Source organism: Lacticaseibacillus sharpeae JCM 1186 = DSM 20505, from assembly GCF_001436225.1.
Taxonomy (GTDB): Bacteria; Bacillota; Bacilli; order Lactobacillales; family Lactobacillaceae; genus Lacticaseibacillus; species Lacticaseibacillus sharpeae.
Window position 1 is genome coordinate 1 of the sequence record NZ_AYYO01000039.1, and the last position, 12,296, is coordinate 12,296.

Sequence of the window (12,296 nt, forward strand, 5' to 3'; positions counted from 1 at the left end):
CAATTAAGGTCCAAGTGCTTTCAAAAAGTTCTATCAACTCTACTTGACGAAGAGCCCAATTTAGGTGCCTGTATGTCTGGTCAAGCACAAAAAATCCCCCGCCTTGCGTACAGCGCGCAGAACGGGGGATTAAATTGATGATTATCTAGTTAAACCGAGGCGTCGGTAGCAGTCTTCTCGTTCAGGTACGCATCTTCCACGTGCCGATACGATCCCGGCACCGCCTTTTCGAGGGCCGTGGCCATCGTGTCGGCCGCTTCCTTATATTGCACCTGTGCGTACTGGGCCTTAGCCTTCGTGGCCGCATCCTTCAGCTCGGGGTGCTCTTCGCGGTAACGGTTGGACGCTTGAATCAGCGCCGCCATGAGCCCCACTGCGTCCACAATCTCGGTGGCGTCTTGTTGCAGGTCGTCCATGTCCGATTGCAGCCCAATCAGCTGTTGGTTAATGTCATCCAGGTCAATCTTGATTTTGCCCAGCTGCTTGCCGATGTCATCAATTTCGGTCGCCACGTGGGCAACGTGTTCCTTGAAGGTCGTTGGCAGGCCGGGCAGTTTTGCTGCTTCCAGTTCACGGCGAATAGCGTGCAAATCCCGGGCGAAGTTATCGAGCGCCTGGTTGGCAGATTCTTCACCGGCACGCAGACCAGAGACGGATTGGTTAATGTCGTGCTGCTCTTGCTCGATCTCCCGCAGCCGGGTGTCGGCCTTGGCGTAGTGGGCAGCAATCTGGCTGTAGGTCGCCTGCTTGTCCGCGATAGCCTGCAAATCAATCTGGTGTTCGTTGTCGAATTCCACCAGTTCGGTGCGTAACTTCTGCGCGGTTGGCAGTTCGTCGTGGTTCAGGCTGTAGGACTGATCCAAGTGGTCCAGCTCAATCAGCAGCAAGTGATTCTGCCGCTGGGCGTGACCGATGAACTTCGTGATGCGGTCGGAGTCTGCTTCAACCTGCTTGCGCGCAGTCATTTCCTGCTCCATGGCGTCGTACAATTCATCGATGCTTGCTGCCAGCGCCGTATTTTGTTCCTTAGCGGCAGACACGTTCAGACCAGCAAGGGCCGTCTTGCTGTTGTCGATACCAACCTGAATCGCCGTCAGCTTGGCCGGAATGTCCAGCGTGCCGAAGTTGTAGCTCTGCTTAACCAGCTGGTCGTAGCCGCCTTGCAGTTCGGTCAGTTGTTCGGGGAATTCCTTGATGAGCTCGGTCAAAAGGGGCGGAATCTGTGCGGTAAGGTCCGCCAGGTCGTGCACGTGCCCCGCGAGCTGTTGAATGCGTTCGTGGGCAGCATGGTGATCACCACTGGCACTAACCTCATCAACCGCAACAAACTCATCCGCGAGCTCCTTGAGCCGGCCTTCAAGCGCAGGCATGCTGTCGCCAAACGCAAAGTTCTTGGCCAGCAATGTCTTGCGGGTCTCCTGGTAGGTCTTTTTGAGCTTGGCCAGCTGCGTCCGGTTTTGCTCTTCATCCTGCCGAATCTGGGTCAGTGCGGTCAGCACCTGCTTGTACCGACTCTTGGCCCCACTAATCAGGCTATTCAGCTCAACAATAGCCGCCTTCGTCTTGCTGAAGCGGAACTGGTTGTTGGCGTTCTCCGCATCCATGAGCGCCGTTTCGATTTGCGCCGCGAACTCTTCGCTTGTCTTCTGGTATTCACGCTGCCACTTGGTGAAGGCCTTCAAGCTTTCGCCGTTCAGGTTCAGCGTCCGCATCGCCTGAATGTGCTTTTCAATCTGCGCCGAACCCAGGTTACCGACTTCCTGATCTAACGCCGCAATCTCGTGCCGGTTGCGCCGCTGCAAAAATAGAACCACAGCTGCGGCCCCCACAATGATTATCACCAGTCCGATTAACATTGCTATCATCTACATGACCCCCGTATCCCACTTCTGGGAACTTATAACTTTATATGTAAAATACTCCGTTGCAAAAACGCACAATCGCGGATTACAATACCTCCAGGACAATCAAAAATTGCATTGTTCCTCCTGCCCTCCAGTATCGCAAAAAAACGGGCAACTTAAAATACTTTTTGATAACTTATGTGAAAGTTTGTGAAGGAAGGAATAAATTTGGCCACTCTTGACCCAATTATCGTCGAACAAATCGACGCACTGCTCACTGGCGAGACCAATCCGGTCGTCGTCTTGAGCAACGCCAGCGCTATTCTCGCGGACGCAATGCCGGACACGAACTGGGTTGGTTTCTACATCTTCAGCCAGCAAACTGGCACTCTTGACCTCGCACCGTTCCAGGGCAAAGTCGCCTGCATGCACATCGCGCCAGGTTCCAGCGTGGTCGGCACCGCCTACAGTAAGGGTGAATCGCTGATTGTACCGAACGTCCACGAATTCGCCGGCCACATCGCCTGCGATTCCGCCAGCAACTCCGAAGTCGTCGTTCCCGTCACAGTTGACGGTCACATCGTCGGCATCCTGGACATCGACTCCCCCCTGCTGGACCGCTTCAGTGCCGCGGAACAGAACGTGCTCAAACAGTTCGTCGCCGCGCTTGCGCAGCACGTTGACGTAGCTGCGTTAAATGCTGTATACTAGCTAGCGTGTAAAATATTGCAGCGGTGGACGGTATGGTCGGCTCCAGTTAAGCACCCATGGTTTTAGTTAGACATTCAGTTGTCCTACCAGCTATGCGGATGAAGTAACCGTGCTGCAACGGTGAACCTAGCTTAACTGCCCGTGTACTAAATCCATTAATCTATATTTTACTCCAAACAAAAATTTTTTGGAGGAATTACTCTTATGTCACGTTACACTGGCCCATCTTGGAAGCTTTCCCGTCGTTTGGGCATTTCCCTTTCCGGTACCGGTAAGGAACTTGCTCGTCGTCCATACGCACCTGGTGACCACGGTCCTAACAGCCGTCGGAAGATTTCCGAATACGGCACCCAGCTGCAGGAAAAGCAGAAGCTCCGTCGCATGTACGGCCTTAACGAACGCCAATTCCGTAACCTGTTCGTTCGCGCCGGCAAGATCACTGAAGGCACCCACGGTGAAAACTTCATGATCCTGCTTGAACAGCGTCTTGACAACGTTGTTTACCGTCTCGGCCTCGCTACTACGCGTGCACAGGCTCGTCAGCTTGTAAACCACGGCCACATCACGGTCGACGGCAAGCGCGTTGACATCCCTTCATACGAAGTTAAGCCTGGTCAGGAAATTAGCCTTCGCGAACGTTCCCAGAACCTTGCTATCGTTAACGCTGCTCTTGAAGCAACCGTTAGCCGCGCAGCATACATCACCTTCGATGACAACAAGAAGGCTGGTTCCCTCACTCGTCTGCCACAGCGCGACGAACTCGAACCAGAAATCGACGAAGCCCTCGTTGTTGAATACTACAACCAGAAGCTGTAATCGATTCATACAAAAAAGCTTTGGCAATTTTGCCAAAGCTTTTTTCTTTATATAGGCTTTAGCCTATATAAAGAAGACCCGGAACGCCCCTCACGCAAAACATACGTAAAGGTCGTGCCGGTTTTTTACTTCGATTCGTAAAAAATTCTAATGGCCTAACGCTTTTTTGCCTTTTCGCGCAGTAGAATATCATCGATAATTTCAGCCAGGGTATGCTTTGCCATACTTGTTTCGGCATCTTTTTGAACGGACGAGTAGATACCGTTAAGCGTGTCTTGAATGTTGCCGCCAACGATACACAGCGGATTGGTTTTCTCGTCGATGTGTAAGAGGTTGTGATTATCTTCAACGGCTCGATAGATGTCTAATAGTGTGATGTACTTAGGGGATTTGGCCAAAGTCGGCGCCACCTTGCCCGGCTGACTGTTGAGCAGGCCTGCCTTGACTAGCTTAGCCATCATTCGACGAACGACGCTTTGGTTGGCTTCGACGCTGGTTGCAATCGCGGCACTGGACAAGTCGCCACCTGCATAGATATGGACGAAGGCCAGAATATGCACGGCGTCGCTTAGTTTATGCGAATACTTCATGGTTGCACCTCATTTTGGTTGTTTATTATCAGCGTAAGGCATTTAGCAGTGGAAAGCCAGTTAAAGAATGGTCTTAATACCCATCACGATTAACAGGATTGCAATCAGCTTAGGGATATACTTCGCAATCGAAGACGCATAAAGCCGTTTCACTAAAAGTGGTGCGAAACCCGCACCAAGAATGCTCATGCCGATCAAAACATAAGTCGAGGTGGCCGTTGCGTGATAGGCATCCAGTCCCAAAATGATGAGACCAGCAAGGATGGGACCCCCACCGCTTAGTCCAGCAACACCGACCATTAAGCCACTGAGCACCCCAAAAGCATAGGGCAAGGCCTGGTTTGACTGATGAGACTGCTTTTTCCGAGTGACTAGCATTTGACCACCAAGGCCGACGAAGACGATGGCAATCAGCCATTAATATACAAGCTTGGGCACGTGCGGAGAAAGCAATGAGCCAATCAAGGTTAGATAAATGGTCATCATGACTTTGCACAGGCTTCTGGTTGATAGCTGCGCTTCAGGAACGCGGCCATGTCTTCTGGTTGGGTGCCTGTGATTTTGTGGAAGTCGTCAGTTACCTGGTCGAACAGCCCTAAGGCCCCGGCAGCATACATACTTGCAAGTTCTTCGCCGTCGCCTTCTTCTGCGTAGATTCGGCAGAATTCTTTGGTCGTCACCGGGGCGTACCCAATCTCATGGCCGGTAACCGCAGTCATGATGTCACCCAGCGCGGGCATGGTCAGGCTTTGGGTTTGCGTCAGCGTGTAGACTTGGCCTTGGTCGCGCAGTTCAGGCTTGGTGGCCAAGGTCGCGATAGCCGCTGCGCTGTCGTCTAGCGTGATGAAACTCATCGCCTGGTCGCCAACAGGGTAGATTAAAGCTTTGCGCGCAATCAATTCTGGAAGGTAGGGCACCAACGGATCGGCGTACAGCGAGTTTTTGGCGACGGCGTAGTGAAGACCGGTAGTCGCAAGCCTGCGCGGTGCGTATGCGTAGTACGGTGACATGGTGAACGGGTTGTTCTCTTGGTCGGCGTAGAAGCTGACGAACACCACAGACGCTACATGCGCTTGTTTGAGGGCCTTGATCGAGTTTTCAAACTCGGTGATTCGCTGCAAGACATCATAGGTCTTGCTGGGAATGTAAATGACGACGTCTTGACCGGTGAAGGCCTTGATCATGACGTCAACATCGAGGTAGTCACAAGGCACGACATTGATTCCTTGTACGTTGAGCGCCGTTGCTTTAGCTGGCGTATGCACCGCGGCGGTCAGTGCGCTGGCGCCGACCAAGTCAACGATGTTATTCACCACTTTTTGGCCAAGGTGACCGGTGGCACCGGTGACTAGATATTTCATGAATTAGTCCTCCTTGAGTTTTCTAAGTAATTTGAGTTATCAAATAAAAACCGTATGCAGTGGTAACTAACATACGGTGACATTATTAACACACTTTACGGTGCATCCTTACTTTTTATGCTAAGACGATATTAGCCCTTTACAACTTCTTGAATTGCATCAGCGATTGGGATTAGTTCGTGGCCCAGGACATCTTCTAAATCAGACGAAGTGACATCAAGCTGGCCATCACGAATCAGCGTTTGGAAGCTGGTGACCAATGCTGCCGTGCCCTCGTCGATCCCTGATGCTTCCAGACCCTTTGCATAGGCGGAATCATCGACCTTAACAACATCGAACTGCGCATCGATTGCATCGGCTAGTTCATTATACGTGCGAGTTTGCCCACCGAATTCGTAGATTGGTTTCGTCGATTCACTCGCCAATACCTTGGCCGCAGCTTCGGCGTATTCTTTTTCCAAGGCCCAGCCCGCCTTGCCATCGCCTGCTGAATAGACGAACGGCTTGCCGCTAGTTGCTTGAGCCAAGCTCCCCGCTTCGTTTTCTAGATACCAGTTGTCACGCAGAAACGAATAGCTGATACCGGATTTTTTGATATAAGCTTCGGTTGCCGCGTGATCAGCCGCAAGTGGAGTCGTGGATTGATCAGCTTTTGGAAAGCTTGTGTATGCAATGTAACTGACATTGTTTGATTTGGCAGCATCGACAACGTTCTTATGTTGTTGCAACCGACTGATTTTGCCGCCTGGTTGCGAAGAGATGAAAAGCAGACGATCTACGCCGGCCAGACTAGCTTTCAGTTGTTCAGGATCATCGTAATCACCAGGTCGCACTGTCACACCAGCTGGTACAAGCGACTGTGCCTTTTCAGTATTACGCGCTAATGCAATAATATTTGCGGTAGGTACCATCTTGGTAAGTACTTGGATCGCAGTTTGACCAAAATGCCCCGTAACACCTGTTAATGCGTATGTTGTCATGTTAATAGCCTCCAAATTTTTACATCAATCAAGTTGCTTTATAAGTAACTTGTTGATATTATTGTAACACCTTATTCTGAGCCGTCAATCTCTTTTTGATTTTGTATTGATTCAGATTGACAATATTTGCACCGTTACCACCAGAAGCTGTAATTCTTTTGGTTCGGTGTTCATCAAAAAAGCCTTGGCATTTTGCCAAGGCTTTTTTCGTGTCCATTATTCAGCTGTCACCTCAGTGCTTAGCATAATAGTCCTCGGTATCCTCCATGCTCGGCCGCAAGCCAACGTACATCATGAAGAAGAACAGCGCCGCACTAACGAATGCGTAGAGGGCCGCGAACCCGTAACCACTGATCAAATTCGTGAGGTCCACAAATGGGATGAGCATGACGATGGACCACCAGGCATTGAGGCCCGCATCGCGGAAGCGCCGGACCGTCAGGCTGAAGTCCCCCACACTGAAAATGAAGTACAATCCCTTGAGCAGCAGTACCATCAAGTTACCGTGCAGGATTGCTTGGAGCGGGTTATTCGTGTACGCCGCAAAACTACCCGTGGCGTTGGCCAATCCCATCAACGCTGCGCCGAAGATGATGCCCCACACTAGCATCCACCAATACTCCGACCGACTGCTGCGCCCCCTAAAGTTCAAAAACTTCTTGCAAAACTGCACGAGCGCCGTGAAAAAATTAACCCGAACTGGTTTCATAATCTTTACCTCCAACCCTTGATACCCCTGTTATTGGGCCGAAATACCCACAATTCTTCAGTCGAAAGTCGGATTTTCCCTAGACAATAAAAAAATAGCAGGGCCGCAGCCTTGCTATTTTTCATTGCTTAAATTGTGACGTTACCTGAGAACTGGGAGTTGTACAGATCAGCGTAGAACCCGTTCTTGGCCATCAAGGAGTCATGGTTCCCGGTTTCAACAATGGAACCGTGGTTCATGACGATGATGTTGTCGGCGTCGCGAATCGTGGACAGACGGTGAGCAACAACGAAGCTCGTCCGGTCCTTCAGCAGCCGCTGCATCGCGTGCTGGATGTGCAATTCAGTCCGCGTATCAACGGAACTGGTTGCTTCATCAAGAATCAGGATTTCAGGGTCGGCAACGAACGCGCGGGCAATCGTCAAGAGCTGACGCTGACCTTGCGAGATGTTCGATGCTTCTTCGTTCAGCACGGTGTTGTACCCTTCAGGCAGCTGGCGGACGAAGTTGTCCACGTGCGCCGCCTTGGCCGCGTTCAGAATCTGCTCGTCGGTGGCGTCTTCCCGGCCGTACTTGAGGTTATCCCAAATCGTCCCGGTGAACAGCCAGGTGTCTTGCAGCACCATCGCGAAGTGGCTGCGCAGGTCTTCACGTGACATGTTGCGCGTGTCCTGACCCTTGAGCTGAATTGAGCCGCCACGAACATCGTAGAACCGTTCGAGCAAGTTGATGATGGTGGTCTTGCCGGCCCCGGTAGGTCCAACAATCGCAACCATCTGCCCGTTCTTCACGTCGAGGTTGTAGTCGGTCATGAGCAACGGCCCGTCGCCATAGCCGAACTGAACGTGGTCCAGCTTCAGCAGGCTATCGGTGTTTTCGTCGTCCGGAATATCGACGTGAGTCTTCTCCATGTCCGCTTCGTCCAGAACTTCAAATATACGTTCGGCAGAAGCAATCGTGGACTGGATGGTGTTGGCCAAGTTGGCCAGCTGGCTAATTGGCTGGGAAAACTGCTGGGTGTACTGCAGGAAGGCCTGCACGTTCCCCAGGGTAACCGTCCCGTTCGCAACCTGCACCCCGCCGACAACGGCAACGAAGACGTAGCCGATGTTGTTCAGGAAGGTCATGAGCGGCATGATAATCCCGGACACGAATTGGGCCTTCCACGCAGCTGCGTAGTACCGGTCGTTTTCGTCTTCGAACTGCTTAATCATGTCGTCTTCGCGGTTGAAACTCTTGATGATCACTTGACCACCATAAGTTTCTTCAACCTGGTTGTTAATCAGCCCCAGCGACTTTTGCTGCGCAGCAAAGAAACGCTGGGAACGTGGTGCGACAATGCCGACAACCACCAGTGACAGTGGCACGGTAATCGCCGCAATGAGGGTCAGCTGCCAGGAAATCGACAGCATCATCCACAGTGTCCCGATGAAGGTCATGGTACTGGTTACCATCTGGGTCAAACTCTGCTGCAGCGTGGAAGCAATGTTATCCATATCGTTGACGGCACGGGACATGATATCCCCGTTGTTATGCGTGTCGTAGTAGTTAATCGGCACGGTCTTCATCTTCAGCTTCAGTTCCTTACGCATGTCATAAACGGTGCGCTGACTGATGCGGGTCATGATGAACTGCTGAAGGAAGCTGAAGACGGCACTTGCCAGGTACATCGCGATAACAATGACGATGATGTGTTCAATCTTCGTGAAGTTAATTGGGTATTCAGAGAAGCTAATGCCGGCCTTTTGTTCAGCCTGGCCCTTCATCACACCCTTGAAGATTTCGGTCGTCGCTTGACCCAGAATCTTAGGCGTGCGAATTTGGAAAATGGTTGAAGCAATCGCCATGACGATAACCACTGCTAAACCAAACAACCGGTTGTGCATGTAGCCCATCAGACGGTTAGTGGTCTTCCAGAAGTTCTTCGGCTTTTCAACCGGACCACGGCCGCCACCCATTGGTCCGTGACCGCCGGCTGGACGTGTAGTTTTAGTTTCTGCCATTATGCTTCATCCCCTTCCCGAATTTGGGACTTAACGATTTCTTGGTAAGTCTCGTTATTTGCCTTCAGTTCAGCGTGGGTGCCCAGTCCGACCATCTTGCCGTCGTCCAGGACAACAATCTGGTCGGCATCAGCAACCGTGGAAACACGCTGGCCAACAATGACAACAACGCGGCCACTAATCTTCGCGTCATCCTTCAGGGCCTGACGCAGATTGGCGTCGGTCTTGAAGTCGAGGGCGGAGAAGGAATCATCGAAGACATAAACGGAGGAATCCTTCACGAGGGCACGGGCAATTGCCAAACGCTGCTTTTGCCCCCCGGAGAAGTTACTCCCACCTTGTTCAACGATGTAGTCCAGACCTTCTGGATTCTCACTGATGAAGTCCTTGGACTGCGCGATTTCCAGTGCGTGCCAAATTTCGTCATCAGTTGCGTTCTCGTTCCCGTACTTCATGTTGTCGCGCACGGTCCCGGAGAACAGGTTCGCCTTCTGCGGTACGAAGGCAACTGCATCACGCAGGTCCTTGAGGTCGACGTTGCGGACGTCGTGGCCGTTAATTTTCACGGCACCCTTTTCAACGTCGTAAAAACGCGGAATCAGGTTAACCAGAGTGGACTTACCAGAACCGGTCCCCCCAATGACAGCAACCGTCTGCCCGGCGTGCACGTGGAAGTCAACACCGGCAAGTGCTGGTTCTTCAGCACCATGGTAGCGGAAGTCAACGTGGTCAAAGTGCAGGTCGGGTTCGCCATCACTCAGCTGCTCAACGCCTGTATCCTTGTCCTTAATCGTTGTGGTCTGATCGAGCACGGCGTTAATCCGGACAGCAGATGCCTGCGCACGCGGAATGAAGACGAAAATCATCGCGAGCATCATGAAGCTCATGAGAATCTGCATTGCGTACGTCATGAACGCAATCATGTTCCCGGTATTCATGGCTTGCTGGGCGATGAGCTTACCACCCCAGGCAATAATCCCGATGTTGGTCCCACTCATAACCAGGGTCATCACGGGCACCATTACGGCCATGATGGAGAAAACCTTGACCGCATTGTTCGTGTAGTCCTTGTTGACGCCATCAAAGCGGTCCTGTTCGAACTGGTCCTGCCGGAATGCGCGGATCACGCGGACCCCGGTCAGACCTTCACGGAACACCAGGTTGATGTTATCGGTCTTTTGCTGCATGGCCTTGAACAGTGGCACAGCGAATGTCATCACAATCCCCATGACCACCAGCATGATTGGAATCACGACGATGAAAATCATGGTCAGCGTGTGGTTCTTCTGGTAGGCGAGGAAACTGGCACCGATGAGCATGATTGGCGCCATAATCATCATCCGCAAGAACATCATGACCACGTTCTGAATCTGCACAACGTCGTTCGTCGTCCGGGTAATCAGACTACTGGTCCCGACTTTGTCCATTTCATCATGTGAATAGTTGATAACTTTGCGGTAAATATCCTTACGCAAGTTTGCCCCGAGTTTCTGGGACGCACGGGCGGCGAGGAATACGTTGCAGACGGCGGCGAGCACAGAGATCAGTGCGAACACAGCCATCTTGCCCCCGACGCGCCAAATGTAGTCAATATCCCCGGTCGTAACCCCGTTGTTAACGATGTCTGACGTCAGATTTGGTAGGTACAGGCTTGAAATAACCTGGGCAATCATGAAAAGGACTGATCCGAACACCACCCACAGTGACATTCGGCCCTTAGCGACTTTAAGCATGGGCAACTCCTTTATTTCTTTATTTGTAGTAGTAAATCCAAACTAATTAATGGCGACCGGCGACTTACTGTTTACTCGCCGTCGTGCGCGCAACCCCATTCTCCAGCCAGTCAAGGGCAAGGTGAACGCGGCGCTTAACGTCATCGGTGGTGAACTCACGCTCGGTGCCAATGGCGTTGTAGTAATGCGTAATGGTCTGCATGAAGTTCCCGAACGCAATGTGCATGAGCACGCCCAGGTCACTCTTGCGTTCCAGGTTCAACTTGGCAAAATCAACGTGCGTGGCAAGAAAATCGCGCATGTGCAGGTTCTTCTTGTTATCCGCACCGAGCGACGTGTGCGCCGCAGTCCGGAAATCCATTTCGGTGATGATGTTGCGGAACAAATCCCGGTGTTCGTTCTCGGACATCGCCTGAAGCAACCAATCGAAGAACGCGTGGAACGTGGCGAACACGTCCCCATCATGATCAATCAGCTCCTGCTGCAGGCGCCCAACCATGGTGCCCCCTTCGATTTCAAGCATGTAAAAGAATATATCCTGCTTATCTTCGAAGTACTGGTAGAAACTACCACGGGGAATCCCCGCCAGCTCAATGATGTTCGAAACCGACGCCTTGGCAAATGGCGCCCGACCGAATTCGGTCCGCGCGGCATTCAGCAGCCGGTTGCGTTTTTCTTCCGGTAACCGGAAAAAAGTACTCTTCGGCATAAATTTGCTCCTTTCCAACCCAATGCAATTACTACATTCGGGCCTTGTATGTACTGGACTGCGGTCAAAATAGCACCAAACTGCGCTGCCAAATTGACCCACATTTTGTTCCTGCTCACCGATGACACTCTGTCATGTGACAACTTGTCATTATACGCTTGCTTTCAGAAAACACAACCAATTTAAGGCAACTTTATGGACATTTCCGACTAAAGTCCCATGTAGCGCGGGTTAATTAATGCGCTGGTTACACAAAATTGGTACCACTGCGCTCAATTCAGCGACGCGCCAGCAAAAAATGCGGCCGCCGTTTAATCATTTTGCCCGCGAGATTTTGCGCGCAGCACCACCCCAGCACGCTGCTCAGTTGTGGTAAAATATAGGTATTAATCAACACTGTGAGGTGCGCGTATGGACAAGTCTGTCACGCTGACAAGAGTCTTCAGATATCTCAAGAACCATCCGGAAAACTACCGGCCGACCCGGATGCGGTATAAGAACGAGGTCATGTTGCTGGTATCCGATCACGTTCTGTTTCCGGACGGCCAAGAATTGTTCCCCGAAAACCGCCTGCACGCCATATCCCTGGATGAGGGCTTCATCCGCACGCAGCCTGAACTGGTCGCATGGATGGCCCGCCTCATCAGTCCCGCAGCACCGCTGGTAGTGCCCGATATCATCTGGTTCACGGGTTGCCACTTGCCGCTACAACACAAGTACGTCGTGCAATTAGCATTCGAATAGTAACGTAAGACCCCGAGCCGTCTGGTCCCGGGGTCTTTTTAGGGAACTATGTCAAACGGTGTTGAATAGTAAATTTATCATTTGGAGTTCGTCCTT

General features: G+C 51.7%; 13 protein-coding genes. 3 read left to right on the forward strand and 10 right to left on the reverse strand.

From position 1 onward, the window contains the following. Positions 1 to 149: 149 nt before the first annotated feature. Complete coding sequence (gene ezrA / locus FC18_RS07850; protein WP_054680500.1) at positions 150 to 1,865, reverse strand: septation ring formation regulator EzrA; 1,716 nt, start codon at positions 1,863 to 1,865, stop codon at positions 150 to 152. Positions 1,866 to 2,072: 207 nt separating this feature from the next. Here ezrA and FC18_RS07855 point away from each other — a divergent pair, with 207 nt between their 5' ends. Both FC18_RS07855 and rpsD read left to right on the forward strand, forming a co-directional pair. Next, positions 2,073 to 2,555 (forward strand): GAF domain-containing protein, encoded by a 483-nt coding sequence (locus tag FC18_RS07855; RefSeq protein ID WP_054680503.1) that lies wholly within the window; start codon positions 2,073 to 2,075, stop codon positions 2,553 to 2,555. A 204-nt stretch (positions 2,556 to 2,759) separates the two neighbouring features. Next, positions 2,760 to 3,371, forward strand: a complete 612-nt coding sequence (rpsD, locus tag FC18_RS07860) for a 30S ribosomal protein S4 (RefSeq protein WP_054680505.1) — start codon at positions 2,760 to 2,762, stop codon at positions 3,369 to 3,371. Between the two features lie 155 nt (positions 3,372 to 3,526). Here the strand turns inward: rpsD and FC18_RS07865 are convergent, their stop codons facing one another. The 9 genes from FC18_RS07865 to FC18_RS07900 all read right to left on the reverse strand — a co-directional run bounded on the left by FC18_RS07865 (position 3,527) and on the right by FC18_RS07900 (position 11,456). Beyond that, positions 3,527 to 3,961: an Rrf2 family transcriptional regulator gene (locus tag FC18_RS07865; RefSeq protein ID WP_054680507.1), complete on the reverse strand. Its 435-nt coding sequence runs from the start codon at positions 3,959 to 3,961 to the stop codon at positions 3,527 to 3,529. A 60-nt stretch (positions 3,962 to 4,021) separates the two neighbouring features. Next, complete coding sequence (locus FC18_RS07870) at positions 4,022 to 4,339, reverse strand: hypothetical protein (RefSeq protein ID WP_054680511.1); 318 nt, start codon at positions 4,337 to 4,339, stop codon at positions 4,022 to 4,024. Positions 4,340 to 4,443: 104 nt separating this feature from the next. Continuing rightward, positions 4,444 to 5,322 carry an NmrA family NAD(P)-binding protein gene (locus FC18_RS07875; RefSeq protein WP_054680515.1) on the reverse strand — a complete coding sequence of 293 codons (879 nt, stop codon included), beginning with the start codon at positions 5,320 to 5,322 and terminating at the stop codon, positions 4,444 to 4,446. A 131-nt stretch (positions 5,323 to 5,453) separates the two neighbouring features. Beyond that, on the reverse strand, positions 5,454 to 6,302 hold the full coding sequence (locus FC18_RS07880) for an NAD(P)H-binding protein (RefSeq protein WP_054680517.1): 849 nt from the start codon (positions 6,300 to 6,302) through the stop codon (positions 5,454 to 5,456). 58 nt (positions 6,303 to 6,360) lie between these two features. Continuing rightward, on the reverse strand, positions 6,361 to 6,519 hold the full coding sequence (locus FC18_RS12105; protein ID WP_156660897.1) for a hypothetical protein: 159 nt from the start codon (positions 6,517 to 6,519) through the stop codon (positions 6,361 to 6,363). Between the two features lie 15 nt (positions 6,520 to 6,534). Then, positions 6,535 to 7,011 (reverse strand): DUF805 domain-containing protein, encoded by a 477-nt coding sequence (locus FC18_RS07885; RefSeq protein ID WP_054680520.1) that lies wholly within the window; start codon positions 7,009 to 7,011, stop codon positions 6,535 to 6,537. A gap of 128 nt (positions 7,012 to 7,139) precedes the next feature. Further along, the gene (locus FC18_RS07890) at positions 7,140 to 9,014 is read right to left on the reverse strand and encodes an ABC transporter ATP-binding protein (protein ID WP_056975972.1); all 1,875 of its coding nucleotides are present in this window, start codon (positions 9,012 to 9,014) and stop codon (positions 7,140 to 7,142) included. After that, positions 9,014 to 10,747, reverse strand: coding sequence for an ABC transporter ATP-binding protein (locus FC18_RS07895; protein WP_056975974.1), 1,734 nt, complete (start codon positions 10,745 to 10,747; stop codon positions 9,014 to 9,016). The genes FC18_RS07890 and FC18_RS07895 overlap by 1 nt, the downstream gene beginning before the upstream one ends. 64 nt (positions 10,748 to 10,811) lie before the next feature. Continuing rightward, a complete protein-coding gene (locus tag FC18_RS07900) occupies positions 10,812 to 11,456 on the reverse strand; it encodes a TetR/AcrR family transcriptional regulator (protein ID WP_056975977.1) in 645 nt (214 codons plus the stop codon). A gap of 411 nt (positions 11,457 to 11,867) precedes the next feature. Between FC18_RS07900 and FC18_RS07905 the strand changes: the two genes are divergently transcribed. Then, the gene (locus tag FC18_RS07905; protein ID WP_054680527.1) at positions 11,868 to 12,200 is read left to right on the forward strand and encodes a hypothetical protein; all 333 of its coding nucleotides are present in this window, start codon (positions 11,868 to 11,870) and stop codon (positions 12,198 to 12,200) included. Positions 12,201 to 12,296 lie beyond the last annotated feature (96 nt).